We start from the raw sequence: 26,334 nt of genomic DNA on the forward strand, positions 1-26,334 counted from the left end.
CCCAGCCATCGAGAATCAGCAGCACAACTGGTTTATACATAAGATTTTTTATAAAATTTATATATTTATTCTAGCATTAAAAATCGCTTTTGACAATTTTTGTGATTTTTGCGTTTATCTGATATAATATAATTATTAGAAACTGGGATTTTCCAAAGTATAAAGCAATCGGGTACACACAGTAAACCACATGCAAATCAATAATTTATTTTTAGCGGAAATTTTCGGCATAATCGCGGGAATTCTTACCTCGATAAGATTAATTCCGCAGGTATTTAAAAGTTATAAAACAAAACAAACTCGCGATCTATCGCTGTATTTTTTGATAATTTTGTTTTTCCAAGCGCTGTTTTTGATCTTTTATGGAATATTCAAGCCCGATACCTTGATCGTTTATATGAACATATTGCCGTTTTTTTGTTCTATTATTTTGATCAAGCTTAAATTAAACCATAATTCATAATACGAATGGGTCCGAAAAATAAATTTGATTTTTTATTCAAAGAATTTATTTACGGGGGCCATCTTCAGTGTTTAGGGGCGTCAAGTATTATTTTTATTACGGCTTTTGTTTTAAAACTTAATATTCGGTTAGACGCTTTAATTGTGGCTTATTTGCTTTTTTATCCGCTTTATCTTTATAACCGCTGGAAAGAAATAGAAATTGATTATACTACTAACCCCGAAAGAACGAAATATCTGAAGACATATATTAAATATATGCCGTTTATTTTTGCGTCGGTTATTTTAATTTTAATTATTTTCCTTTTTCTCTTCGGTAATTTCACTTCCTTCGCGCTTGGAATGATCTTGCTCGTATTGGGATTAATGTACACGACAGTTTTTAAAAAAGTTACTCGAAAAATCATTCTTTTTAAAAATTTTTATGTGGCCTCGTTTTTTACGCTTTTGGTATTTTTTACGGCAATATACCATTCTTTACCCTTAATAAAGTCTCCGATCATAGTTCCCTTGGCGATACTTATGCTTTTTGTTTTCGGAAAAGCTTTTTTGATGCAAATTTTTTTAGACTTGAAAGATGTGGAAAGCGATAAAAAAGAAGGCTTAAAAACTCTTGGTGTTTTGATTGGCAGAGATAAAACATTTAAAGTGCTGAAAATTTTGAGTATCTTAACCACTGTTCCGGTCATTGTTATTTTTTCTCTTTTTGTGCCCTTGTTCCCGAAATCCGTCCTGATGCTTATTTTTACCGTTTTTTATAATTTTTATTCTTTTAAAATAGCCAAGGACAAGAATTATTTTGGTTATATACTTGGCAGCGGAGAATTTGTTTTATGGACAATCTTAATATTAAGCGGAGAAATTTTAATATAATATGACAGTTGATCTATTTATAATAAATAAAGTTCTTGTTACATTAATTGATATTACTGCGATTTCGCTGGGATATTGGGTTTATTTCAGCAATCCAAAACGAAAGCTAAACGAGGTTTTTATCGGAATGGTTTTTTTTATGATGCTCTGGGTAAATTTTGCTTATCTGGCCAGAGCAGTAGGGGAATCAAATCCATATTTAGTTCTTTTGTTTCTTAAAATAGCTTGGTTTGCCACTCCTTTGTTCTTTATTTTGCTTTATATTCTGGCACTACATCTTTTGGATGAAAATTTTAAATATAAAACCGTTAATTTGGTCATTATATATTTAGCAATAGTTACTTCTTTTGTTGTAGGTTTTACGGATCATATCGTTAAGAGTATAAAGTTCATGGGTGTATTTCTGATCAGATTGGTTTATGGAGATTGGATGTTCCCGTTTCTTATTGTTATTACTTTATTTATAATTGTAACCTTGCAAGTACTTTTTAAAAAATACTACTCCGGTTCAAAAAAAGATAGAGAAAAAATTTCATATTATTTACTGGGCATTCTTGTATTTTACATAGCCAATAGTGTTTTCAATATTTTTTTTCCGATCGTTCTTGATATTACCCGCTTTTATTTTTTAGGAGACTATTCAACGATAATTCTTTTAGGCTTGATCGCTTACGCTATTGTCAGGCAAAATTTATTTGGCATAAAAATTGTTTTAACAAGCCTTCTTGTCGGTTTCATTTCCATTTTGCTCACTATAGATATTTTTCTTTTTACTGAATCTCACGTTCTTCAATTTTTCAAAGGAGTCGCATTGATAGTATTTTTATATCTGGGAAGAGAGCTGGTTAAAAGCGTGTTAAAGGAAGAAGAGCGTTCAAAACAGCTCGAAAAGGTAAGCTGGAACCTCACTTCGGCAAACCAAAAACTCCAGGACCTTTTATCCATGAAAAATGATTTTTTGCATATTGTTTCTCATCAGTTAAGAACTCCTTTAACCGCGATGCGGGGATTTATTTCAATGTGGAGCGAAGGTATTTTAAATAAACTTCCGGCGGAGAAAATGGCGGAAATAAAAACCAGAATCGTTAATAATTCCGAAAGATTGAATAATATAGTCAATGATATGGTGCTCGCGATGGAAAGCGAAGGGGAGCTGAAAGTAGAGTTTAAGCTAATTGATATTAAAAAACTCATAGCGGGCAATGTCGAGATGCTGAAGCCGAATTTTGAAAAAAAGAATTTATACCTGAAATATAACGAAGTCACAAAAAATATTCCAAAAATCGAGGCGGATGAGAAACTTTTGTTCAATGTTTTTATGAATCTAGCGGATAACGCGGAAAAATATACCGATAACGGCGGCTTGAATATTGAGATCGGGCAAAATGGCGATGATATTAGGGTTAGCTTTATTGATACGGGCGTGGGTTTAAATAAGAATGATAAAAAAATACTTTTTAAAAAGTTCTCGCGCGGAGCAAAATCTAATTATATTAACACGAACGGTTCCGGTCTCGGACTTTTTATTGCCAAACAAATTGTCCGCATGCATCGCGGAACAATAAAGGCGTTTTCGCGCGGAGAAGGCAAAGGCTCGACTTTTACGGTTATTCTGCCAATAAAACAAAAGGAATAAAAGAATGGTTCTTTTGAGCGAACTAATCTTTGGCAACTTTGACAAATTTTACCAAAAGCGCTATACTACAGGGAATGCGAATAAGTGTAAAAAATTAGAAATAGGTTTTTATTAATTAACTACTAAGCCATGCGAAAGCATGAGTTGATTTTCTGACAAAGGCAATAATTGACGAAATAAGAGAAAAACTAAAAAAATATAATAAAATTTGAAAAAAATTAAAAAAATGGCTACTTTCAGAATAAATCAACGAGAAAAAAGGAATTCAATAAAATATGGAATTATCACCCACATTGTTTGTGTTAATAGTTTTAGGAATGGGATTGGGCTATATTTTGCGCCAGCTCATTGCTAAAAAACAAGTAAGCAGCGCGGAAAGCAAAGTCGCAAAAATTTATGGAGATGCCGAGCGCGACGCGCAAGCGATCTTGGCGGAAGCAAAAAATAAAGCGGAAAAAATAGTCGAAGAAGAAAAAAAGAACGAACAATTGTCAAGAGCCCAAATATTAAGGCAAATTGACCGGCTTGAGCAAAAAGAATCAGCGCTTGAGAAAAAAACCGCTGAAAATGAAAAAGAAAAAAATAAGATCTTTGAAAAAGTTCGCGAACTGAAAAACATCAAAGAAAGCATAGAAAAGATCAAGGAAGATCAAATGAAAACCCTTGAACGAATCGGCGGTATGTCGGTAGAAGACGCGAAAACCTTGCTCTTGAGAAAAGCGGAAAAAGAAGAAGCACAAATTTTAGCCGATCATATTAAGCGCCTGGAGAACGAAGGACAGGAAGAGCTGAATAAAAAGACCTTAAATATGATTTCGACCGCTATGCAGCGAATATCGATTTCGCACGTGGTCGAAGGCACTGTCTGTTCGGTTTCCATACCCAACGATGAAATGAAAGGCAGAATAATCGGACGGGAAGGGCGCAATATAAGAACGATAGAAAAATTGACCGGCGTGGAAATTATTATTGACGATACGCCGGAAGCGATCACTATTACTTCATTTAATCTGATCCGGCAGCAAATAGCCAAACTGGCGATTGAGAAGCTGATCAGCGACGGAAGGATCAATCCTACCAATATTGAAAACTCCGTTTTGAACGCGAAATCGGAAATAATGCTGAAAATAAAAGAAGCCGGGGAAGCGACGATTTACGATACCGGAGTAACAGGACTGGATCCTAAATTGATACAGATTTTAGGGCGCTTGAAATTCCGTACGAGCTACGGGCAAAATGCCTTGTTGCATTCCATTGAAGTAGCGCATCTTTCGGCCGCTATTGCCGGAGAAATAGGGGCCAATGTCACTTTGGCTAAAAAAGCGGGATTACTGCACGATATCGGAAAAGCGGTTGATCATGAAATTGAAGGGTCTCACGTTGAATTAGGCAAAACTATCCTGAAAAAATTCAATGTTTCCGAAGAAGTGATAAAAACAATGCAAGCACACCATAAAGATTATCCATTCGAATCGGTTGAGTCGATAATCGTCTATGTTGCTGATGCGATATCCGCTTCGCGTCCTGGCGCGAGAAAAGACACTCTGGATAGATATTTGAAGCGATTGGGCGACTTGGAAGCGATTGCCAATGAAATTCCCGAAGTGGAGAAAAGCTACGCGATTCAAGCCGGCAGAGAAATAAGGGTTTTTGTAAAACCCGAAAAAATAGACGATCTTGGTGCGATCAAGCTGGCACGCACAATTGCCGATAAAATTGAAGAAAGACTGGATTATCCGGGAGAGATAAAAGTAACCGTAACGAGAGAAACGAAAGCGACCGAATTCGCCAGGTAAAAAACTATTTGAACAAAGAATATCTCGCAATAAAATGCGAGATATTCGATAATGGCAGGGAGTTTCACAAATACGCCAATAAATTTAATTCATTAATTAGTTTAGCCAATTAAAATGAACGATGTAATTAAAATAGTAGCTTTTGGCGATATTATCGGCCGTCCGGGCCGGAGAGCCCTGGAAATCATAGTTCCGGATATTCGAAAAGAATATTCTCCCAACTTGATCATCGGCAATGGAGAAAATTTGGCTCACAATGAAGGAACGACAGAAAAAACTCTGAACGAGATATTAAAAAATGGCATAGATTTTGTCACCTTGGGCGATCACGCGTTTGACCGAGATCCGGAAATGAAGCGAATATTCGAAAAAAATTCTTATCCGATCATCCGCCCGGCCAACTATCCGCCAGGCGCTATCGGCATCGGCTGGAAAATTATAAAAGTCAAAAAAAGCAAGATTGCGATCTTAAATTTGCTGGGAAGGGTATTTTTCCGGCAAATTGTCGATTGTCCTTTCAGGTGCGCTGATATCGCATTGGCTGAAATTAAAAAGCAAACAAACATAATTATTTGCGATTTTCACGCTGAAGCGACCAGCGAGAAAAAAGCCATGGGCTTGTATTTGGATGGCAGAGTTTCTCTGGTGTATGGCACTCATACGCATATTCCTACAGCTGACGAACAAATTTTACCGAAAAAAACCGCTTATTTGACAGATATCGGCATGCTTGGTCCAAAATTATCAGTTATCGGTTCGAATCCGGAAAACTCCATCAAGCATTTTCTTACACAAATGCCATTCAATTATGAAGTTTCGGAAGATAATAATATTGAAGTTAATGCGATCTACATTGAGATAGATATTGCCAGCGGAAAAGCTCTGTTTTTCAAGCGAATTAGAAAATTTTACATCTGTTGATAACTGGTGTTGCTTTATATAAGCCATTAGCGTATAATTAGAGCAGGATGTGGATAACTAATGAACGTTGAATGCTAAACGATAAACGCTGAATAGAATTTAAAATTGAATAATTTAATGAATTTGGTTTTAATTTAGCGTTTAGAATTTAAAGTTTAGAGTTAATTTTTTATTGAAGGGAGGTGAACTATGACAAAAGATGAATTAATAGATGTTATTGCCAATAAGACTAGCATTTCTAAAAAAGATACAGATTTAGTCGTTAATACTGTTATTGAAACTATTACTAAAACACTTCAGGACGGCGGCGAAGTGGTTTTAACAGGTTTTGGTAAATTTAGCGTTAATCACAGAGAAGCAAGAATGGGCGTTAATCCTCAAAAACCAGGTGTTAAAATTCAAATTCCTGCAATGAAAGTTCCGAAATTCAAGGCTGGTAAAATGCTCAAAGAAGCGGTCAGATAATTTGCAAAAATATTTTTTAAAAAAAAACAAATCCCGCTTTTCCTCAAGTGGGGTTTTTGTTTAAAATATATTTGGAACCCGGCAAGCTTAGTTGACGAAAGTTATTTTTTTAGTTAAGATATGGGTTATTACGGAGTGTAGCCCTTCGATAGGCTCAGGGTAAACTCCGCCAAAAAAGCAAGTGCAAATAAATATCTAAATATCAAATATTCACGGGGTATGGTGTAACGGCTAACATGCCTGCTTTGGGAGCAGGTGACTCTGGGTTCGAATCCCAGTACCCCGACAAAAAATTGATTTTTTATCCAAACTTGCTATAATTTAAAAGTATTGTTCAATTGTTTTTTAAAAAAAAATATTATTCGTGCGGGTATAGATTTCCGCAAACCGAGCGGGTATAATATAACGGTATTACGTCACTCTTCTCCCATAAAATAAAAACTAATAAATTTCCGTACATTGAGCGGGTATAATATAACGGTATTACGTCACTCTTCCAAGGTGAACACGCGGGTCCGACTCCCGCTACCCGCTCAATATACAGAAATAATTGAATTTTATTGGGATGAACACGCGGGTTCGACTCCCGCTACCCGCTCGGTCTGCAGAAAGCTTGAATTTTACTGGGATGAACGCGCGGGTTCCTTTGCCCACCATAGCTTTATGCGAAGGTGGAGACTCCCGCTACCCACCCTAATATAATAAAACTTCTGTGAAAATATTAAATTATCAAAAAAGAAGCGTAAAATTAATTTTAGTTTTAGGGTTTTTTTTATTTGGATTTACTGTTAGCGGTTCGCCGATCGCAAAAGCCGCAGAGGCAAAAACTTTTTTGATCGATCCGACATATGATGTTCAAGGACGAAACTCTATCACAGCCACCAGCCGCATTGTCGGATCAAACGCTTATTATTATGTTGATGATTTTTATTGGAATTCGACAAATCCTCAGGACCAGAACACTCTTATTGGCAATATTACCGCCCTAGCCAATGAATTTGATAATACTATCTATCCTAAAATGCGCCAATTTTACGGAGAAGAGTGGAATCCCGGCATTGATGGAGACAAAAAAATATATATATTATTGACTGATATCAAAAATGACACCGTAAAAGGCTCTTACGGCGGCTATTTCAGCACCACTAACGAATACTCAAAAGCCTTGCTTGATGAATACAAAAAAACTCAGCTGGAAGCTATGGAAAAAGAAAAAAAGGCCGATCTGGCGGCGGGGAAAAGCATCGATTCTTACGCGCAAAAAGAAAATGAAATAAACTCCATCTTTACGAATGAAAAAGAATTGCTGTATTTGAATATTAATTTCGTAGATGAACCTGATATAAAATCTTTTTTGGCTCACGAATTTCAGCATATGATCAATTGGAGCGAAAAAGCTAAAATTTCCAACGTTAACGAAGAAGTCTGGCTGAATGAAGCCCTAAGCGAATACGCGCCTACCGCTCTGGGATACGACAACGCTTATAAAGGCAGCGCTCTTGAATCAAATGTCAGTGATTTCAGCCGCAACCCTTCCGATTCGCTTACCGAATGGAAAAACACAAATCACGATTATTCAAGCGTCAATATTTTTATGCAATTTCTGGTCGGCCGTTATGGAACCGGCATTCTAAGATCAATTATCACCACGCCTAAAATCGGAATAGCGGCAGTAAATGACGCATTGCAAAAAATCGACCCGCGGGCGAATTTCAGCAGTGTTTTTTCCGATTGGGTGATCACGAATTATTTCAACGGCCAAACTATCCAGAATAAAAAATACGCTTACGCCAATCCAAATCTAAATTATGAAAATTTGCATATTTCCGCTTCCAGTTCTTTTATGCTCTATTCCAATAATATGGCCAAAAGCAGTATCGCCAAAAATGAAGAAAATATAAAAGACTGGTCGGGAAAATGGTATCAATTCATATCTTCGCCGATCCTAAGCGTTCCCAACCAAACTTTGGAAATAAATCTCAAATCAGACGCCCCAGACGCTCATTTTCAAGTGGCATATGTAATTGAAAATATCGGAGGCGGACTAACTCTTAAAAACTACGAGCTTCGGGGCAATCAAAGCGGAAATATTTATATTGATAATTTTGGCACGCTGGTAAAATCGGTAACGCTTATGCCGATCAGCGAAAGAAAAATTTCCGGCTTCGGAAAAAACGAAATTCCGGTAAAATTTTCGTATACCGCCTCGCTGACTTCTCCGGACCAGCCTTCGATAAAAAGCGTATCCCCAAAAACTTCCGCGCTAGGCAACAGGACATTGGTAACCATCATTGGAGAAAACTTCATTCTCGGATCAACCGTAAAATTTGGAGGAATTCCGGCGACAGAAATAAGCTTAATCGATTCTAAGACCATAATCGCCAAAGCCCCGCCTTTTTATACAAATGCCGAAGTTGACATAGAGATAACGACTCCAAGCTTGATTACCGCCACCGCGCCAAAATCTTTTTCTTATTTTTCAGAAGTGCAAGACGGATCTTTGATCAGAGCGAAAGGGGATTACAAAGTTTATGTTGTCACGGGAAAATACAAACGCTGGATCCAATCGGAAAAAATATTCGGTTTTTATAATTTTAAATGGAGCGATATTGTGACCGTAATGCCTGAAGCCAGAGATTCCTATGCGACGTCAACGCTGACACGCGCCGACAATGACTATAAAGTGTATGAGATCGGCTCCGATAATAAAAAACACCACTTGTCTATGAGCGGCGAAAAATTCACAGCCAGCGGCCGAAAATGGGAAATGATCTTTATCATTAATAGTGCGGAAAAAAATTCCTATAAAACCGGCACAATAATCACTAAGTAATATATTTAAAATATTGCACAGACTAGTTTTTTGTGCAATATTTTAAATTGCCAACTAATGAAAATTTTGATAGGATTTAAAGCGTAGATACGATCAATTTGATTTAAAAAAACACCGAATTAAAATTCAGTGTAGCAAATAGTTTGGCAAAAAAAATTCTTTAAAGTTACTGACAAAACTGCTGTCGCTATATGGCTCGTATATTTCCCAGCCGCATACAATTTGTATGCGATGCATAGGACGAGTTTTTCCTATACGCGTGGCACAATAAGCCATTATTGCCGCATATATCGTATATCCCGCGAATATTATCGCCGCTAACAGAAAAATTTCTTGCATTTTACCTCCTCTAAGTCTTATTTATTTAAAATTTACAATATTTTTAATAAAATGTCAACCCCGAAAGTCTCAATCATAATTCTTAACTGGAACGGCTGGCAAGACACGTTGGAATGTTTTGATTCGCTGGCAAAGATCATCTATCCGAATTATGAAGTCATTGTCATTGATAATAATTCGACGAATGAATCGGTGGAAAAGATAAAAAACTGGATAAGCGACAAAAAAACAGCTGTAAATTATAAATTATTGATCAATAGCCATAACGCCGGTTTTGCCGGCGGCAATAATCCGGGAATCGAGTACGCCGTCAAAAATAAGTCTGATTATGTCTTATTGCTTAATAACGACACGATCGTTGGTCCAGGATTCTTGGAAAAACTGGTAAAGGTAGGGGAAAGCGACCGGAATTTCGGCATTATCGGGCCCAAGATCTATTATGAAACTGATAAAAACCGGATCTGGTTTGGCGGCGGATATTTCAGCTGGCTGGGCGGAGGCCGGCATATGGAATTTGATAAAATAGACGATAAACCGCTTGATGAGACGATTAAAGAAGTGGATTTTATGACCGGATGCTCGCTTTTGATCAAGCGCGAGGTTATAGAAAAGATCGGACCGATGAATGAAGATTTTTTTCTTTATTACGAGGATACCGAATGGTGCTTGCGAGCCAGAAAAAACGGCTATAAGATCATCTACGCGCCATCCTCGCATATTTGGCACAAGGTTTCAAGAAGCGTTAAACCCAAAACCAATCCGGTAGTCCATTATTATCACATTCGCAACGCCCTCTTGCTGTCAAAATTGCAAGCCCCCAAATCAATTATTGGATTTATTTATCTCTGGAGCATTACTAAATATCTTAAACAAATTATAAAAACTATCTTTTTCCCGGCAAAAAAAGAAATCGCCAGAATGATAATGAAAGGGATCGGGGATTTCTACGCCGGAAAATTCGGCGTATATAAAAATTAGATTATGATCAAAAAAATCGGCATTGAATGCCACAATCTGGAAGGACCGCGTTTTGGAGTGGGGCAAACCCTCATCCAGTTTTTGGAAGCGCTAAGTCAAACGCCCGGGATTGCCGAAAAATTTGAATTTCATCTCTATTTTAAAAAAGAAATTCCTTCCGATAAAGTCCTAACATCTCACATATTCCATAAAAAAATCCTTCGCGTACCTCTCCTTCCTCCAAGCTTCACTTTTTTTTACCATTTTTTAATTCCGCTCATTTATTTTACCGACTCGCTTGACGGTTTTTTCTTTCCCGGATATATGCTGCCAGCTTTTTTTATCGGCCGATCCGCCGTAGTGCTGACCAATGATCTTTATTATGAAATTCACAACGGCAATCTTCCTTTACGATACCGCTTAGCCTACCGTATTTTTTCCTGGTGGGCGATCAAGAAAACGGATAAAATAATAACCATATCGGAAACCGCGAAAAAAGAGCTTTCCCAATTATTTAAAATTCCGAATGAAAAAATTGAAGTTGCGCCTTGGGGTCTTAATCAAGAACTGGCGCGATTGTCTTTCCGCGACGATGAGATCGACAACATCAAGAAAAAGTATTCCATAAAAAAAGATCTTATTTTTTCCTGGGGACAGGCTTTTCCCCGCCGGCACTTCCAAGAAGCGATTTTGGCGTTCGCCAAAATCGCCAAAGATTTTCCCGATCTGCAATATCTCGTCGCTTGCGCCGATAAATATAATCCGCCGGTCCTCGCCGACTTAGCCAGAAAAATAAACGCCGAACTCGGGCGCGAAGCGATAATCTACAGAAGCTATATCGAGGATCAAAAAGAGCTTTTTGGCCTCGTCAAAACCGCCCGTTTGGTGATCTACGCTTCCGAAAGCGAAGCGATGGGATTGCCTCCGATCGAAGCCTTGAGCCTTAAAACGCCGGCTGTCGTCGCTGACAACGACCTCACTCATGAAATTTTTGACCGGTACGCGTTCTTTATAAAAAATCCCGCCAATGTCGAAGAAACCGCCGAGACCATCAAAAATGGCATTTTGAATGAAACTAAACGCCGCGAAATAATCAATAACGGTCCCGCTATTGTCAAAAAGTTCTCCTGGCCGATCTCTTCAAAAAAAATACTCGAAATTTTCGATAAAATCTTTTAAAAAAATATACGATAAAATATGTTCGAAGTCTTTAAAAAACCTATAAATTCGGTATACGCTCTGCAACTCCTGCTGGTTTTTCTGATTGCTCTGGGAGGCATTGACCGAATTTGGGCTTGGGCGATCTTATTTATGCTGTACGCGTTTATCCAGACTCAGCCTCTCAAAGAATCAGTGCTGCTTTTTAGCCGCTCGATCCCGTTTTATATCGCGCTTCCGATCACTGCCAGTTTCGATTCATTCAATATGTGGCGGATAGTGGTAATTCTAATCGCGTTAAAATGGTTTTTTATCGTCAAAAAAGATGCGCTGAATTTTTTAAAACAGCGTATTACCAAAAATAATCTTCGCGCCTTATACGCGCAAAACAAAATTGAGATTTTAGGCCTATTGATTTTTGCTTTGGCTTTTATTTCTCTCGGAAAAAGCGTTTTTCTTTTTGCCGGCGCCAAACGCTTGTTTTATTTTATCAATCTTTCACTGATCTTTCCGGTCATTGTCTGGGTTTTTAAAAATCGCTTGATTACCATCGCTGAAATTTCAAAAAATATCGCGATCTCGATCGCTTTGATCGTCGGCATCGGCTTTTTGCAGCTTTTATCGGCCTATTTTCTGAATCTTACCGAATTTATGATGTTTTGGGCCGGACAGATCCAGACGGGATTCTACGGGACGAATTGGAGCAATATTGTTTTTTCCGGCAATACCTGGTTTTCATATAATACCGGCGAATTTCCCAAATTGAGAATGTTTTCTTCTTTTCCCGACAGCCACACTTTTCCGCTATATATTCTTTTTGGCTTGCCGGCTCTGATCGCCATATTTTTTGATAAAATTAAAAATCTGAAGCTGGAAGCAAAAAACTGGATCGCGAGCAAAGAAGAATATTTATGCTTAGGCGCGCTTTTGGCCGCGTTTCTCGCGGTTGTCCTCAGCGGAACCAGGGGAATATGGCTGGCTGTTCTGCTTCCTCTGTCTTTTATTTTTATTCAGAAAAAAATTCCCGGACTGCTTGATTATTTCAATCTGTCCCAAGAAAAATCCGCCGTCAATTCAGGAATAATTAAAAAAAACAGCGCGATAATTTTGATATTTTTCATAGCGCTTGCCTTGAGCTATCCGATCCTGGCCAAAGATCAATTTTTTCTCAAAACCGAAACATCAACCCAGCAAGGTATGATACTCAACAGAGTTATGTCGATCATTGACGCATCCGAAACGTCCAATAATCTTCGCCTCGAGATCTGGAAAAAATCTTTTGCGTCTGTCGTCAAAAATCCATTGCTAGGAGTGGGAATAGGCAATTTTCCGGTAGTTCTCAGCCAGAATATTTCCGCTCTCAAAGCCGGCGCTTCCGCCCATAATCTTTATCTGAACATATTGGCTGAAACAGGGATATTTTCCTTGATCTTATTCCTCGCGATCTGCGTTCTGATCTTGAAATATTCCTGGGAAATCTTCCAGAAGGCCGCTGACGAAAAAACTAAAATTTACGGCTATGCTTTTTTCCTTTACAGTTTGTGGATTTTTGGCTATAATTTAACCGATGCCGCTCTCTTCGATGAGAGAGAATTTTTAATGTTTATCCTGACGGTCGGAATAATTGTCGGCGTTAAAAAACAGCTAGGCGCAAAAATCAAAAATCATGGCCAATGATCCCAAGGTAACGATAAATTTAGTGGTTAGAAACGGAGAAAAATATATCAGGCATTGCCTAAAGGCGATTGAAGCTCAATCATACCCCGATTTGGAAGTAATTATTTTTGACAATAACTCCGGCGATCAAACTCGGCTTGTCGCCAAAAAAGAATTTCCAAAATTTCAATTGATCGAAAGCGCAAAAAACCATTATGTCGGCGGCGGATTCAACCGGTGCATTGAAAAAAGCCAAGGAAAATATATTCTCGCCTTATGCGTTGATGTAATCCTGGAAAAAGATTTTATAAAAAATGCCGTGAGCAGGATGGAGAGCGATGAAAAAATCGGAGCGCTGCAATCCAAAACGCTGATCTATGATTTTAAAAACCAAAAGCTTACCGATACGATCGATACCGCCGGATTTGAGATATTCCGGTCTCGCCGGATAGTGAACAGGGGGCATGGCGCGAAAGACGCCGGACAATTCGCCAAGCCGGAAGAAATATTCTCTTATGAAGGCGCTTCGGGATTTTTCAGAAAGTCCGCTCTGGAAGACGGGAAGATCAACGGGCAGATCTTTGACGAAGACTTTGTCTGGTATGCCGATGATGTTGATCTGGGCTGGCGGCTTGCATTATTGGGCTGGAAAAATTTTTATGATCCTTCGGTGATCGCCTGGCACGACCGCTCCACCACTCAGCGCCTTAGCCAGGGATTTTGGGATTTCATCCAGTCGCGCAAAAACCTTCCCGAAGAAAAAAAGCGCTGGGACTACGTGAACCAAAGATTGGCGATGGTAAAAAACGAGATCGCCGGCCAGTTCCTGCGCGATTTCCCATTCTTTATTTTCCGGGAAGCGAAACTCTGGATCTATTTTCTGTTATTTGAGCGGTCAACGCTCTGGGGATTATCCGATTTTATAAAATTATTGCCAAAAATGTCGGCCAAGCGGAAAATAATAATGTCAAAGAAAAAACTGGCGGATAAAGAAATGAAAAGATGGTTCAAATGACCGGCACTCGCGTAAATTAAGCAAAATTATTAAAAAATATCGCGCAAAATATATTATGTTTGAAAATGTTTTAAACTTAAAGCAAAAAAATAATTCCCAAGAGATCAGGATCACGCGGCTTTCAGACTTCAATCATGCTTACCGCGAAAACAGAAAAAAAAGAATTATTAAAAAAACAGCGCTTGCCGTGATCGCGATGGTGCTTATTACGGGGATTTGGTATGGCGCCAGAGCCAATCAAGCGATGGAAAACATTTCGACCAATGACGGCTCTATCATTCAAAGAATATTGCGTCTTTTGCCGCTAGATAATTCATTCATATTCAGCTTGCCAGTGGAAACCTCGATACTGGACGAGCCGAATACCATAAAAAAACGCGTAAATTTTTTAATTCTGGGAATGCGGGGAAAAGACGACCCCAACGGAGGATTGCTTACCGATAGCAGCATTATTGTCAGCGTCAGGCCTTATGACAGCAAAATAGCGCTTATTTCGATACCGCGGGATCTTTTTGTCTATATGCCGGGCTTGAATGAAAGCCGGAAGCTGAATGAAGCCTATGAAATAGGCGAAAAGCAAACCCCCGGCAAAGGATTGGAATACACGAGATCGATCTTCAGCAATGTCTCCGGCGTACCCGTTCATTTTGCCGTTATCGTCAATTTCAAAGCGTTTAAAGACCTCGTTGATTCTCTGGGAGGAGTGGAATTGAATCTCGCGAGACCCTTTGTCGAAGCTGTGCCTTTCGAGGAAGGAAGCATCAGCCTGCCGGCCGGCCGCCAGACGATAGACGGCGACACGGCGCTGCTCTATACCCGCGCAAGGATGTCGAGCAGCGATTTTGACCGATCCAGAAGACAGCAGGAAGTGATCAGGGCAATTTACGGCAAGATCACCAAAACCGGCATAATCTTAAATCCCTACCGATTGAACAAGCTTTTAAATATTATGGAAGCCAATACCAGAACCGATATGCAGGTCTGGGAAATGGAAGAAGTGATAAAACTTTTCTCCCGCCTGAAAAACACATCGATAAAAACAAAAGTGATCGATACCGGCGAGGAAAAATTCTTATATTCGACTTTTAACAGCGACAAGGCTTTTATACTTCTGCCCACCGGCGATAATTACGACAAAATCCATGAAACTATCAAAAATATCTTCGATTAATTCCAAAACTCACTATGGCCGACCTATCAATTATCATTATTAATTACAAAACGCCGGAAATCCTCTCGCTCTGCATCAAATCGCTTAAATCCACGGTTCTCAAAATCCGCTATGAAATAATCGTTGTCGATGTCGAAAGCGATTATAAAACCGAATATTTCATCCGCGACAGCTTTCCCGATATTATTTTTGTGCCGCTGGAAAAAAACGTCGGCTATTCCAAATCCGTCAACGCGGGAATTAAAAAAATAAGCGCCGGCGGAAAATATCTTCTGGTGCTTAACGCGGATATTATCGCGAAACCCGAAGCAGTCGATAAAATGTTCTCGTATATGGAAAGCAATCCCAAGATCGGAATTCTGGGCCCGCAGCTTTTGAATTTCAATAATACTTTTCAAAATTCCTATTTCCGGTTCTATACGCCGCGCGTCATACTGTATCGCCGCACCATTTTAAAAGACTTTTCCTTCGCCAAAAAAGCGCTTGATCATTTTTTAATGAAAGAAAGCGATCATAATTTGATCCAGTCGGTCAACTGGCTGATGGGATCCGCGCTGTTTATCCGGCAAGCCGCACTTGAGAAAGTCGGATCCATGGATGAAAGATTTTTTATGTACTTTGAAGATGTTGACTGGTGCCGAAGATTCTGGGATAATGGCTTTAGGGTTGTCTATTATCCGGAGGTAAAAATGATGCATTATCACGGAAAGCAGAGCACCGAATCGAAAAAATACGCTATTATCCATATAATCAGCGCTATTAAATATTTTTGGAAATATTTTGGCAAAGAAATTCCCAAAATAAACTGAAACCATGCAAAAACCTCAGGTTCAATCCACGTTTAAATTTCAAATACAATATGAATAAAAATAAGCTCATACAATTTATTGCCGTAATAATTCTTTTTATTTTTACCTTCGGCGCGGGAATTTTTTACGGGCAAAAACAAGCCCCGCTTCCGGCCGCGGTAAAACAAACTTTTAATAAAATAATCAACAAAGACGCTGGCGCTCCAAGCGATCTGGATTTCAGCTTATTCTGGGATACCTGGCAATTAATAAAAGATAAATACGCCGATACCGCGAAGATCGACGAACAAAAAATGTTTTACGGCGCCATCAGCGGAATGGTCGCGTCGCTCGATGATCCTTACACGATCTTTATGGATCCCTCGGAAACCAGAAAATTCGATGAGGAATTAAACGGCGTTTTTGACGGGATAGGAGCGGAGATAGGCATCAAAAAAAATATCATTGTGATAGTCGCGCCCTTGCCGAATTCGCCGGCGGAAAAAACCGGACTCAAAGCCGGAGATAAAATTTATAAAATAAACGACACCGTCACTCTCGATATGTCCCTGAACGAAGCGGTAAGCCTGATCCGCGGGCCAAAAGGAACCACGGTCACGCTGACGATCATCCGCGACAATGAAACCGAGAGCCGGGAATTTAAAATCGTAAGAAAGACCATAGTCATCAAAAGCGCCGAGCTGAAATTCAGCAACACCGATAAAGGGAAGATTGCTATTCTCAAGATTTCCCGCTTCGGCGAAGACACTTTTTCCGACATAAAGACATTTGCCAAGGAAATACTCAAGCAAAACGCCAAAGGAATAGTCCTGGACTTGAGAAATAATCCGGGAGGATTTCTGGATTCAGCGGTGGATATCGCCGGAGTTTTCTTGCCGGCCGGCAAAGTCGTTACCATAGAAAGATTCAATAAGGACAACAAAAAAGACTATCTTACCGAAGGGAAAAATGAACTAGGCAATATCCCGCTGGTCATACTGGCCAATCAAGGAAGCGCTTCGGCGTCGGAAATTTTGGCCGGAACATTGAGAGACAACCGGCAAATAAAAATTATCGGCGAAAAAACATACGGCAAAGGGTCGGTTCAGGAAGTCCAGCCTCTCAAAGACAATTCCACTCTCAAGATCACCATTGCCGAATGGCTGACGCCTTCGGGAAAAAATATCAACAAGGAAGGCATCAGTCCGGATATCGCGATGGAATTGAAACCGGAAGATTTTGAGGCGGGAAAAGATCCGCAGATGGACGCGGCTCTAAATGAATTGCAAAATTTATAAATAACTGATAGAATATAAGCGTAATTTTAACCTGAAACATATGAAAGTAATTTTACTGGAAGACGTCAAAAATGTGGGAAAAGTATGGGATATCAAGGATGTTTCCGACGGATACGCCCGTAATTTCCTATTTCCCAACAAACTGGCCCAAGTCGCCACGCCGGATATGATCAAAAAAGCGGAAACGCAAAAATCAGATATTACAAAAAAGGCGGAAGAGGATCTGGAAAAAACAGAGTTTCTGGCGAGCGCGCTTGATGATTTTGTCGTTAAAATAAAGGCAAAAGCGAACGCGGAAGGAAAATTATTCGGGTCTATCAAGCCGGATATGATCCGCGAAGCCCTGATAAACGAAAAAATGAACATCAAAAGCATACCGGCCAAGAATATTTCCACGGAAGCCATCAAAGAGATAGGCGAACACAAAGTAACTATTAACTTGCCGCACGGATTAGAAGCCGTGGTCGTAGTTATCGTAGAAAGAGAATAAATTATTTAATAATCCAATAATAGAGACATATGACCAAATTTATTTTTGTGGCAGGCGGAGTAATGAGCGGGATAGGCAAAGGAGTGGCTACCGCTTCGATCGGAAAAATATTGGAATCCAAAGGCTTTACTGTCACGGCGATCAAGATTGACCCCTATATCAATCTTGACGCGGGTACGATGAACCCGATCGAGCACGGAGAAGTTTTTGTGACCGACGACGGCATGGAATGCGATCAGGATATCGGCAATTATGAAAGATTTCTCGATAAGAATATTCCCAAAATAAACTATATGACTACCGGCTTGATCTATGAAACAGTCATCCGGAAAGAAAGAAATCTGGAATACGGCGGAAAATGCGTGGAAGTGGTACCGCATATTCCGGAAGAAGTGATCCGCCGGATCAAAAAAGCCTCCAAGCTCGCCAAAGCTGATTTTACGATCATCGAGATCGGCGGGACAGTGGGAGAATACCAGAATATCCTGTTTTTGGAAGCGGCCCGAATGCTAAAATCATCCAATCCCGAAGAAGTTCTTTTCGTCCTGGTGAGCTATCTTCCGATCCCCAACAAGATCGGTGAAATGAAAACCAAACCGACGCAATACGCCGTGCGAACCGTCAATTCCGCGGGCATTCAGCCGGATGTCATTCTTTGCCGCTCGGAAGTGCCGATCGATGATCGCCGCAAGGAAAAACTGTCGGTATTTTGCAATATCAGGCCGGAAATGGTCATTTCCGCTCCGGATGTCGATTCAATTTATGACGTTCCGGTGAATTTTGAAAAAGATAATCTGGGCGACAAAATACTAAAACATTTCGGGATCAAGAAAAGAAAGCGCGATATGCACGACTGGCGGAAACTGGCTCTCAAGATCAAAAGCTTAAAAAAAGAAGTGAAGATTGGCATCATCGGCAAATATTTTTCCACCGGCGATTTTGTTTTATCCGATTCCTATATTTCAGTGATCGAAGCGATCAAGCACGCCGCCTGGACGCTGGACGTAAAACCGGCGCTTCATTGGATAAATTCCGAGGACTATGAAAAAGATCCGGAAAAATTAAAAGAACTGAAAGAAATGGACGGCATAATAGTGCCCGGCGGATTTGGCGGAAGAGGAGTGGAAGGAAAGATCAGGGCGATTCAGTTTGCCAGAGTGAACAAGATCCCGTACCTGGGATTGTGCTATGGCATGCAGATCGCCTGCGTGGAATACGCCCGCAATGTTGCCGGCTTGGGCGGAGCGAATACCACCGAGATCGACCGCAAAACAAAATATCCGATTATTGATATAATGCCCGAACAAAAGAAAAATCTGGAAGACTCGAATTACGGCGCCACGATGCGGCTGGGAGCTTATCCGGCGCTGATCGCGAAAAACACTCTGGCTTTCCAGTCTTATCAAAAAAATCGCATTTCCGAACGCCATCGCCATCGCTGGGAAGTGAATCCCGATTACGTGAAGATCCTTGAGAAAAAAGGAATGGTTTTTTCCGGCAAATCGCCGGATGGGCGCTTGATGGAAATCGTGGAATTGCCCGGCAATATTCATCCTTTCTTTGTCGGCACGCAATTCCATCCGGAATTCAAATCCCGGCCGCTTGCTCCGCATCCGCTGTTTTCGGAATTCATCAAAGCGGCAATCCGACCGGTTAAATAAATTATCTCACAGGAATAAATCGAAAAACGACAAGCTTTAAGGGGTGTCGTTTTTCTTTAAAGTTTGGTTTTAAATTATGAATAAAAAGGAATTAAAAAATTACGCGTTTATTGACAGCCAAAATCTCAATTTATCCATTCAAAGCTTGGGTTGGAAATTGGATTTTACTCGTTTTAGAGTTTACTTAAAAGAGAAATATAAAGTTGAAGTAGCTTATTTGTTTATCGGATATTTACCGGAAAATCAGGATCTTTATAATTCTTTGCAAAAATATGGTTATGTCCTTATTTTTAAGCCAACACTAAAATATAAAGACGGAAAAATAAAAGGTAATTGTGACGCAGAACTTGTGCTTCAGGCGATGATTGATTATGCGACATACGATAAGGCAATCATTGTAAGCGGGGATGGGGATTTCCATTGTTTGATTCATTACTTATCACAACAGAATAAACTGGAGAAAGTCTTGATACCGAATAGATTTAGCTATTCAGCTTTGTTGAAAAAATTTGCGGCCAATAAAATCACTTTTATAAACGATCTTAAAGGAAAATTGGAATATAAAAAAAGCACCCAGTAAGGACAAAACCTTAAAGGGGTCTTTTCGTGGTGATTCTGATATAATTATAGCAGAATCATACCACTTGTCAAGAGCGACTGCTTCATCCAAATTTCATAAAGAAATCGTGCAAGAACAAGTTAATTGAAACAAAATCGATTAAAAAATACGCCGAAGGGCTTTGGCAGGGGATTGAGGGGAAATATAGGGAATATTTATAAAGATTTTAATAAGTGAAATTTAATATTTAATTTAAACAAAGAATAAATATGGACACAAATTTTTCAAAAAATCTTATTAAAGGCAAAATCGCGGAGATTATTTTCGAGCAAATGTTCCGCGAAGCAGGAAAATACACGATTATCCCTTTTGGGTATGAAAACATTGTACCAGAATTAACGCAATGCAAGAAATATTCTAAAGCACAAAAAGTAATAGACAATATTAGACATTCGCCTGATTTTGTCTTAATCTCACAAAGCAAAGAGAGTGTTTTTCTTATAGAGGTAAAATACCGCCGAAAGTTTAATAAAGAGAAAATTAAAAATCTAGCCGAAGAACAAAAAATCAAATGGCATCCCTCGTGGATATTTATTGCAACATTTGATGGTTTTTATTTTGATTCTTGTTCGAATATCATTAAAAATAATGGTGAAGTCGCCGTTTTGAAGGACGGCTGGATTGGAAAAGATTTACAGAATAAATATTTAAAACTTCTTAAGGAATTTGAGCGATAACACAATACGATTATTTTAGTGAATTTTCAACCCAATGTCCCTAAAAATCAATTTAATTAAAGCAAAATCGGTGCTGATAAAATCTGGTTTGCCCGCCGCGGATTGGGTGATAATTTTTAAAAAATGAAAAAATGAAAGAAATAAAAATAATAATCCATAATTCCAAAAATCAGAAAATCGTAGGACTGCTTTCATATCCGGACAAAAATAATTTGCCGATTGTAATTATTGTGCACGGATTCAAAGGCACAAAAGAATATTATCCTTTTGTCAATAATTCGGTTGAATGCTTTGCGGAAGCGGGGATAGCCGTATTAAGAATTGATTGCCGAGGTTCAGGAGAAAGCGAAGGAGATTTCAAGGAAGCAACCATTGGATCAGAAGCGGAAGATATATTAACCGCGATAGAATTCGCCAAAACACATGATAAGGTCGACCCAAAAAGAATTGGCATTATTGGCATAAGCATGGGAGCGGCCGCCGCCTTATTTGCTCTAAGAAAAAAGCTATCTGTTAAAGCGTTAATTTTCTGGGGACCGATGTTTTTTGGCATTAATTATTACGACACGCCTGAGCACCGGAAAACCATTGAAGAAGAAGGGGTATTTTACGTTTCGCAAAAATTTACCGGTAAAAAATTAACAGCGGGAAAAGAGTTATTCAACGAATTGAAAACTCTGGACTCAAGTCCTGTTATGAAATTAATAAATTTGCCGACTTTAATTTTAAGAGGATCAAAAGAGGAAGTTATTGAAATATCGCAAGACAAAAAAGCTGTCAAGCTGCTGAATGCGGATTATAAAATCATAAAAAACGGAGACCATAATTTTACCGACAAAAATTCGGAAACGGAACTAATTAAAAGTACGATTGCTTGGTGTAAGGAAAAATTGTAATTTTTATCCTCATTCAAAATCTGGTTTGCCCGCCGCGGAGCGCAACTGTATTATAAAAAAGGGGAGAGCGAACAAACTAACATTTCTCAACTTAACTGAATTTTCTTGCTATAGCATAAATTTTCAGTTGAGGATAAATTTTAAAAAAGTATAAAAAAGAGGGATACACACGATGTGATCCCTTATTTGTTTTTACTCTTTGCGTAGGATTTCCAAAATCCGATTTGCCATTACTTCGGCGAACTCCGGCTTGTAGCGTACCATGGATATTACCACTGGCTGCAAGTCTATCGCGCTAACAGACCATTTGTCAATTTCAAGCTTCTGGACTATAAATTTTGAAGCAACAGGCCGCAACGATTCAAGTATTTTTTTCTTGAAACGATTTTCCGGATTTTCAGCAACTGTTATCTGGCCATTTTTCCTGGCGATTATCAGCGAGTGCTGGAAATGTTCATCGAAATGAATGCGTTTTTGTATTTCCCCCATGAGATCCTTGTCGATTTTTTCTTCAGGCGACGATATTTCTATTGCCAAAATATCGCTATCATAAGGATCAGCGGGGTAATCGCCCCAAGCTTTTCCTACGGACATTGCCCATAACTTTTTATTGATCTCGAATAGCGTTGCACTTTTGTAACCCATATATCCTTGCCGAGCTCTGTGAATATCCGAATCCTCGGCAATTATAACTGAAACTTGTTCAGGGAAACCTATTCTTCGATAAGAATTTTTCTCGCTTAATATCCGAAATGCATTTTCTAAGAGTTCTCCCGCGGAGATACCGATTTTTTCCTCCATTCTTTATCATTCCTCACTTTTGTGTTTATTTTAGCCAGTCGCGACTTTAACAGAATGTTAGCAGAATATTTTTTTATTGTCAATTCTAACCGCAACAAAAAAAGAGGCGAGCGGCCTCTTTTTTAAAATATCTATATTTTGAACGGAGATCTATTTCTTGGCTGTCGCTTTTGTCGCTACTTTCGGTTTTTCAACAACACTGACAATTTTGATCTTCTTCAATTCGCCATTGAATCTTTTGACTTTCTTAATGCCGAATTTCACAATGCCGTTGCCAATAGCAAACAAAGTATCGTCCGATCCCATTTTGACATTTTTTCCGGCTCGGAAATGGCTGCCTCTCTGGCGGACAATGATGTTGCCGGTCTTGGCGATCTCGCCGTCATATAATTTTACGCCCAGAAATTTTGGCCTTGAGTCTCGTCCTAAACTGGACGAACCACCTGCTTTTTTATGTGCCATAGTACTTCGAAATTTTCAATTTATAATTTTAAATTTTAAATCAATTTTAAATGATTCAATTTTAAAATAAAACTTAAAAATCGTATTTTAAACAATAATTACTTTTTGGTAAAAATAACAATTTCTCGTCCGACGTTTTGATCCGGTCTTGAATAAACGATCGTTCCATTCTTTGATAGCGCAAGTAATGGAATTCCCTTAAGCTCGTCAGCTTTTATAGGACGTTTTATATTATAACCAAGTTGTACCAACTTGTCAAGAAATGGAATGAACTCCTGCCTCGTGCCTTTAATAATGTAAACCGGAAAACTGATCACCACTCGTCCGTCTTTTTTGAGTATTGTTTTAAATTGTGCAAAAACATCAAGATAAAGCTTTTCGAGATTTTTAAAATTATCCTGCATTTGCTTATCGCTAGGGAGTATTCGGCCGTATTTCGGGCCCAAAGTTCCCTCGGTCACAATTGCCGAAATTGAATTTGCCTGTATCGGCTTGGCAATAAGCCTCGCATCCGCCTGGAACAACTGGTACATTTCTTTGCTTATAGCACTCTTAGGATCTTTTCTTTTCATCGTCTCGATCAGCCATTCCAGATTTTGTTTCGCCAGAGCAATTGTCGCGCTGTTGCTATCCGTGCCAATCACACTATGACCCATAAGCATCGCTTCCTGAAGCACTACGCCCGTGCCACAGAAGGGATCGAGTATCTTGTCGTCCTTCGGCACTTCCGCAAGATTTATCATCACTTGGGCAAGTTTTGGCGGCATCATACCGACTTTCATACTGCGCGCCGGCCGGCCAAAATCCCTCAATCCATAAAACCGGAAATCCTGAATTGCCAGTGTTTTTCCCCAATAAGTTTTTTCCTTGTCCACCAAAACCGCGATCTCGCCGCCTTTTTTGAGCAAATTATTTTTCTCCACGTTCGGAGCGTCAAGCGTGAATTTATTGGGCGGGGGAGTGACGATCCGGCATTTCATATCCCGCTCGTGCAATACTTCTTTTACGCTGAATAAATAACTCTGGATCTGTTTGACAATTTTTTGTTTTTTTTGTAATTCGGCGGAGCAAATAAAATACACGCTAATGCCCCAATAAAGCTTAACCGAAGGAATATTTTCCAGCTCCGGCTTGATATTCGGATAATGATTGATCAGCTTGTCGGCGGTAAAAGCATTCTCTAAATCCGAAACCTTGTTTTCTTCGCCCAAAATGTTTATAATCTTAACTATACCGCCCAGATCATTCAGGAAAGTTTGCTCATTCCTGATCGGTTTAGCCATTTTCACCATCAAAATCTCGGCGCTCGCCGTTAAAATCTCATAATCCATTTTTTCGCGCTCAAAAACACTCAAGACTTCCGCCACGGATAAAGTAAAAATTCTTCCTAGAATAAAAGCGTATATCATATGATTTCTGTCATTCCGAGCAGAGCGAGGAATCCCTTAAATATTGCAAAATAGCAAGTATAAGCGATTTCTCTCTACGATCGAAATGACAAAATATTATAGTCATTATTAATAATAAATTGTAATTTTATGTTAAATTTAGATTTTCAAAAAATAAAAAAGTTTCTCATTGAGAAAGAAGATAAGATTATTCTTCTGATCGGATTTATTCTGGTTGCTTTCTTGTCGTTTGGCGCCGGAAAATTATCCGAAACTTATCGCCCGAATACGCCAATTATTTTCAAAAACGCTCCTGATTGCTCTACGTCATTGGCCAAAAGCGAAACTGCCGCCAATGCTACCGATATCGCCAAAACTGAAGGCAAGATAATCGGGAATAAAAATTCCAAGATCTACCATACTCCCGGGAGCGCTTCTTACAATAAGATCAGCCCGGAAAACCGCGTTTATTTCAATACCGAAGCCGATGCACAAAAAGCAGGATACCGCAAAACTAAGATGTAGTCAATACGAAGTTCATAAAGTTATAAAGTTGAAAGTTATAAAGTAAATTAAATTCAAACCCTAGCGTACTTTATGAACTTAACAAACTTTATAACTTTATAACTATTTTTTCTTGGTCTTTTTCGCGCTCAAAACCTTGAATTCTTTTTTTGTTCTGGCCTCGTTGATCTTCTTTTTTTCATCCCGGCTGAAAGACTCGACGCTTTTGCCTAATTTTTTTACGTCAACGATCAAAAATTCTTCCAGTTTTCCGATCTCTTTCAGAATTTCTTTTGCCATTTTTTCATCATAGCTGTATCGCTCTTGGAGAGCTCGTGAAACATATCCGGTATCGGAAAAAATCCGGTCAATTTTCGCCTCGTCGCAATATTGATTGATCAATTTTTGCAATTCCACCACCCGCGAAGCTTCTTTTTTGCTTCGCTCTTTTATTCCGAGATATTCTTCCACTATCTCTTTTATTTTTTTGTCATCGATCGTTTCTTTTTTGAATTTATGGCTGAAATACGGACAAATGGATTGATAGCCGCACCAATCGCACAGGGGATTGATCTCGGGAGCAAAATTGCTAACTTTGATCTTGTCGATTATTTCCAGAATTTTTTCCGTTGTTTCTTTCAATTTCTCGGTATTTTTTATAGTCGAAAGCTTTTCGCCGTGGCGCAAGAAATACAAACTAAGCTTGACTGGTTTGCCTGCCAAGTTCGGCCATTTATTCAGAAGTCCCAAGTGATACATCGCGAGCTGCATATTTTCATCCACGCTTTTCTGGGAAGGAAGCGTCCGCGAAGTCTTGTAATCGATCACTTCAAAAGTATCGTCTTTCAGCTTGTCGATCCGGTCGATCTTTCCCGTGATCGAATGAATTTCTTCTCCGTCTTTGATCGGCGCTTCAAAAAATGATTCCAAACCCAAAATATGGAAATTAGCCGGATAATTTCTCTTGTAATAATCTTTTATGATCTTCACGCCTTGCTCAAAGGCCGTCATTTCTTCCGATTCGGAAGCATAGACATCTTTGTCCCAAGAACTGCTGAAAAAAGCCAGCACTTCTTCTTCTATTGGCGACACAAGAGTAGACGGATCATGCATCATTTGCAAGGTTTTATGGATCAGCGTGCCAAAGAGCGCTTCTTTGGATTTAGGGCTTTTGATCTTATCGATCTCGGAAAATTTATATTTGGCCGGGCAAGTCAGGAAACTTTCCAAGGAAGAGTATGATATGCGCATATAAATGCTTTATTTGATTATATTTATGCTTTTCGGTACATTCATTATAATCCTTAATTAGCCGCTCCGCAATCGCCTGTATAAGTCCACCCTTTTTTGCACTCCTCGTTAATTTTTAAATTTCTTGGCAAGGATAGGAGATATTGCACCGGCGATAATTTGTTTTGAAAAGCACAATGCGGTCTTTCGGTATTATACCATAAAAGATAATCAATAA

24 protein-coding genes and 2 tRNA genes are annotated in these 26,334 nt (G+C 39.2%); 22 read left to right on the forward strand and 4 right to left on the reverse strand.

The genetic code is table 11. The features are described 5' to 3' along the window. Window positions 1–190 precede the first annotated feature (190 nt). From Q8N37_04615 to Q8N37_04715, 21 genes are all read left to right on the forward strand, one after another. On the forward strand, window positions 191–463 hold the full coding sequence (locus Q8N37_04615; protein MDP3057765.1) for a SemiSWEET family transporter: 273 nt from the start codon (window positions 191–193) through the stop codon (window positions 461–463). Window positions 464–468: 5 nt separating this feature from the next. Next, complete coding sequence (locus tag Q8N37_04620; GenBank protein ID MDP3057766.1) at window positions 469–1,335, forward strand: UbiA family prenyltransferase; 867 nt, start codon at window positions 469–471, stop codon at window positions 1,333–1,335. A 1-nt stretch (window position 1,336) separates the two neighbouring features. After that, window positions 1,337–2,971: an ATP-binding protein gene (locus Q8N37_04625; GenBank protein ID MDP3057767.1), complete on the forward strand. Its 1,635-nt coding sequence runs from the start codon at window positions 1,337–1,339 to the stop codon at window positions 2,969–2,971. Window positions 2,972–3,246: 275 nt separating this feature from the next. Then, entirely contained in the window at window positions 3,247–4,767 is a 1,521-nt protein-coding gene (gene rny, locus Q8N37_04630; protein MDP3057768.1) for a ribonuclease Y, read from the forward strand. A gap of 114 nt (window positions 4,768–4,881) precedes the next feature. Then, window positions 4,882–5,688, forward strand: coding sequence for a TIGR00282 family metallophosphoesterase (locus Q8N37_04635; GenBank protein MDP3057769.1), 807 nt, complete (start codon window positions 4,882–4,884; stop codon window positions 5,686–5,688). Between the two features lie 189 nt (window positions 5,689–5,877). Continuing rightward, window positions 5,878–6,153 carry an HU family DNA-binding protein gene (locus tag Q8N37_04640; GenBank protein ID MDP3057770.1) on the forward strand — a complete coding sequence of 92 codons (276 nt, stop codon included), beginning with the start codon at window positions 5,878–5,880 and terminating at the stop codon, window positions 6,151–6,153. Window positions 6,154–6,366: 213 nt separating this feature from the next. Continuing rightward, window positions 6,367–6,439: transfer RNA gene (locus tag Q8N37_04645), tRNA-Pro, on the forward strand. A gap of 177 nt (window positions 6,440–6,616) precedes the next feature. Next, window positions 6,617–6,687 (forward strand) — tRNA-Gly (locus Q8N37_04650). 178 nt (window positions 6,688–6,865) lie between these two features. Beyond that, a complete protein-coding gene (locus tag Q8N37_04655; GenBank protein ID MDP3057771.1) occupies window positions 6,866–8,986 on the forward strand; it encodes an IPT/TIG domain-containing protein in 2,121 nt (706 codons plus the stop codon). Window positions 8,987–9,376: 390 nt separating this feature from the next. Beyond that, on the forward strand, window positions 9,377–10,303 hold the full coding sequence (locus tag Q8N37_04660; protein MDP3057772.1) for a glycosyltransferase family 2 protein: 927 nt from the start codon (window positions 9,377–9,379) through the stop codon (window positions 10,301–10,303). A 3-nt stretch (window positions 10,304–10,306) separates the two neighbouring features. Continuing rightward, window positions 10,307–11,461, forward strand: a complete 1,155-nt coding sequence (locus tag Q8N37_04665) for a glycosyltransferase family 1 protein (protein ID MDP3057773.1) — start codon at window positions 10,307–10,309, stop codon at window positions 11,459–11,461. Window positions 11,462–11,479: 18 nt separating this feature from the next. Continuing rightward, complete coding sequence (locus tag Q8N37_04670; GenBank protein ID MDP3057774.1) at window positions 11,480–13,117, forward strand: O-antigen ligase family protein; 1,638 nt, start codon at window positions 11,480–11,482, stop codon at window positions 13,115–13,117. Beyond that, window positions 13,107–14,111, forward strand: a complete 1,005-nt coding sequence (locus Q8N37_04675; GenBank protein ID MDP3057775.1) for a glycosyltransferase family 2 protein — start codon at window positions 13,107–13,109, stop codon at window positions 14,109–14,111. Before Q8N37_04670 ends, Q8N37_04675 begins: the two co-directional genes overlap by 11 nt. A 55-nt stretch (window positions 14,112–14,166) precedes the next feature. Then, window positions 14,167–15,282 carry an LCP family protein gene (locus Q8N37_04680; protein MDP3057776.1) on the forward strand — a complete coding sequence of 372 codons (1,116 nt, stop codon included), beginning with the start codon at window positions 14,167–14,169 and terminating at the stop codon, window positions 15,280–15,282. Window positions 15,283–15,296: 14 nt separating this feature from the next. Beyond that, window positions 15,297–16,091, forward strand: coding sequence for a glycosyltransferase family 2 protein (locus Q8N37_04685; protein ID MDP3057777.1), 795 nt, complete (start codon window positions 15,297–15,299; stop codon window positions 16,089–16,091). Between the two features lie 50 nt (window positions 16,092–16,141). Beyond that, the gene (locus tag Q8N37_04690) at window positions 16,142–17,368 is read left to right on the forward strand and encodes a S41 family peptidase (protein ID MDP3057778.1); all 1,227 of its coding nucleotides are present in this window, start codon (window positions 16,142–16,144) and stop codon (window positions 17,366–17,368) included. Between the two features lie 40 nt (window positions 17,369–17,408). Continuing rightward, the gene (gene rplI / locus Q8N37_04695; protein MDP3057779.1) at window positions 17,409–17,858 is read left to right on the forward strand and encodes a 50S ribosomal protein L9; all 450 of its coding nucleotides are present in this window, start codon (window positions 17,409–17,411) and stop codon (window positions 17,856–17,858) included. A gap of 29 nt (window positions 17,859–17,887) precedes the next feature. Next, complete coding sequence (locus Q8N37_04700; protein ID MDP3057780.1) at window positions 17,888–19,519, forward strand: CTP synthase; 1,632 nt, start codon at window positions 17,888–17,890, stop codon at window positions 19,517–19,519. Window positions 19,520–19,595: 76 nt separating this feature from the next. Then, on the forward strand, window positions 19,596–20,099 hold the full coding sequence (locus Q8N37_04705) for an NYN domain-containing protein (protein MDP3057781.1): 504 nt from the start codon (window positions 19,596–19,598) through the stop codon (window positions 20,097–20,099). A 248-nt stretch (window positions 20,100–20,347) separates the two neighbouring features. Beyond that, a complete protein-coding gene (locus Q8N37_04710; protein ID MDP3057782.1) occupies window positions 20,348–20,815 on the forward strand; it encodes a hypothetical protein in 468 nt (155 codons plus the stop codon). 131 nt (window positions 20,816–20,946) lie between these two features. After that, complete coding sequence (locus tag Q8N37_04715) at window positions 20,947–21,711, forward strand: alpha/beta fold hydrolase (GenBank protein ID MDP3057783.1); 765 nt, start codon at window positions 20,947–20,949, stop codon at window positions 21,709–21,711. A 192-nt stretch (window positions 21,712–21,903) separates the two neighbouring features. Here the strand turns inward: Q8N37_04715 and Q8N37_04720 are convergent, their stop codons facing one another. From Q8N37_04720 to Q8N37_04730, 3 genes are all read right to left on the reverse strand, one after another. Next, window positions 21,904–22,512, reverse strand: coding sequence for a hypothetical protein (locus tag Q8N37_04720; protein MDP3057784.1), 609 nt, complete (start codon window positions 22,510–22,512; stop codon window positions 21,904–21,906). 150 nt (window positions 22,513–22,662) lie between these two features. After that, complete coding sequence (gene rpmA / locus Q8N37_04725) at window positions 22,663–22,974, reverse strand: 50S ribosomal protein L27 (protein ID MDP3057785.1); 312 nt, start codon at window positions 22,972–22,974, stop codon at window positions 22,663–22,665. A gap of 98 nt (window positions 22,975–23,072) precedes the next feature. Beyond that, window positions 23,073–24,383 (reverse strand): DNA methyltransferase, encoded by a 1,311-nt coding sequence (locus tag Q8N37_04730; GenBank protein ID MDP3057786.1) that lies wholly within the window; start codon window positions 24,381–24,383, stop codon window positions 23,073–23,075. 129 nt (window positions 24,384–24,512) lie between these two features. On the opposite strand from Q8N37_04730, the gene Q8N37_04735 reads away from it, so the two are divergent. Next, complete coding sequence (locus Q8N37_04735) at window positions 24,513–24,887, forward strand: Ada metal-binding domain-containing protein (protein MDP3057787.1); 375 nt, start codon at window positions 24,513–24,515, stop codon at window positions 24,885–24,887. A 102-nt stretch (window positions 24,888–24,989) separates the two neighbouring features. On the opposite strand, the gene Q8N37_04740 is transcribed toward Q8N37_04735, so the two are convergent. After that, entirely contained in the window at window positions 24,990–26,117 is a 1,128-nt protein-coding gene (locus Q8N37_04740; GenBank protein MDP3057788.1) for a PD-(D/E)XK nuclease family protein, read from the reverse strand. Between the last annotated feature and the right edge of the window lie 217 nt (window positions 26,118–26,334).

This window comes from bacterium, from assembly GCA_030693205.1.
In the GTDB taxonomy this organism is placed as follows: Bacteria; Patescibacteriota; Minisyncoccia; order JAHIHE01; family JAHIHE01; genus JAHILZ01.

Bases quoted from the DNA above. Each gene is read 5' to 3' on its own strand.
- Q8N37_04615 (MDP3057765.1), top strand. From the start codon at position 191: ATGCAAATCAATAATTTATTTTTAGCGGAAATTTTCGGCATAATCGCG.
- Q8N37_04620 (MDP3057766.1), top strand. From the start codon at position 469: ATGGGTCCGAAAAATAAATTTGATTTTTTATTCAAAGAATTTATTTAC.
- Q8N37_04625 (MDP3057767.1), top strand. From the start codon at position 1,337: ATGACAGTTGATCTATTTATAATAAATAAAGTTCTTGTTACATTAATT.
- rny (MDP3057768.1), top strand. From the start codon at position 3,247: ATGGAATTATCACCCACATTGTTTGTGTTAATAGTTTTAGGAATGGGA.
- Q8N37_04635 (MDP3057769.1), top strand. From the start codon at position 4,882: ATGAACGATGTAATTAAAATAGTAGCTTTTGGCGATATTATCGGCCGT.
- Q8N37_04640 (MDP3057770.1), top strand. From the start codon at position 5,878: ATGACAAAAGATGAATTAATAGATGTTATTGCCAATAAGACTAGCATT.
- Q8N37_04660 (MDP3057772.1), top strand. From the start codon at position 9,377: ATGTCAACCCCGAAAGTCTCAATCATAATTCTTAACTGGAACGGCTGG.
- Q8N37_04665 (MDP3057773.1), top strand. From the start codon at position 10,307: ATGATCAAAAAAATCGGCATTGAATGCCACAATCTGGAAGGACCGCGT.
- Q8N37_04670 (MDP3057774.1), top strand. From the start codon at position 11,480: ATGTTCGAAGTCTTTAAAAAACCTATAAATTCGGTATACGCTCTGCAA.
- Q8N37_04675 (MDP3057775.1), top strand. From the start codon at position 13,107: ATGGCCAATGATCCCAAGGTAACGATAAATTTAGTGGTTAGAAACGGA.
- Q8N37_04680 (MDP3057776.1), top strand. From the start codon at position 14,167: ATGTTTGAAAATGTTTTAAACTTAAAGCAAAAAAATAATTCCCAAGAG.
- Q8N37_04685 (MDP3057777.1), top strand. From the start codon at position 15,297: ATGGCCGACCTATCAATTATCATTATTAATTACAAAACGCCGGAAATC.
- Q8N37_04690 (MDP3057778.1), top strand. From the start codon at position 16,142: ATGAATAAAAATAAGCTCATACAATTTATTGCCGTAATAATTCTTTTT.
- rplI (MDP3057779.1), top strand. From the start codon at position 17,409: ATGAAAGTAATTTTACTGGAAGACGTCAAAAATGTGGGAAAAGTATGG.
- Q8N37_04700 (MDP3057780.1), top strand. From the start codon at position 17,888: ATGACCAAATTTATTTTTGTGGCAGGCGGAGTAATGAGCGGGATAGGC.
- Q8N37_04705 (MDP3057781.1), top strand. From the start codon at position 19,596: ATGAATAAAAAGGAATTAAAAAATTACGCGTTTATTGACAGCCAAAAT.
- Q8N37_04710 (MDP3057782.1), top strand. From the start codon at position 20,348: ATGGACACAAATTTTTCAAAAAATCTTATTAAAGGCAAAATCGCGGAG.
- Q8N37_04715 (MDP3057783.1), top strand. From the start codon at position 20,947: ATGAAAGAAATAAAAATAATAATCCATAATTCCAAAAATCAGAAAATC.
- Q8N37_04720 (MDP3057784.1), bottom strand. From the start codon at position 22,512: ATGGAGGAAAAAATCGGTATCTCCGCGGGAGAACTCTTAGAAAATGCA.
- rpmA (MDP3057785.1), bottom strand. From the start codon at position 22,974: ATGGCACATAAAAAAGCAGGTGGTTCGTCCAGTTTAGGACGAGACTCA.
- Q8N37_04730 (MDP3057786.1), bottom strand. From the start codon at position 24,383: ATGATATACGCTTTTATTCTAGGAAGAATTTTTACTTTATCCGTGGCG.
- Q8N37_04735 (MDP3057787.1), top strand. From the start codon at position 24,513: ATGTTAAATTTAGATTTTCAAAAAATAAAAAAGTTTCTCATTGAGAAA.
- Q8N37_04740 (MDP3057788.1), bottom strand. From the start codon at position 26,117: ATGCGCATATCATACTCTTCCTTGGAAAGTTTCCTGACTTGCCCGGCC.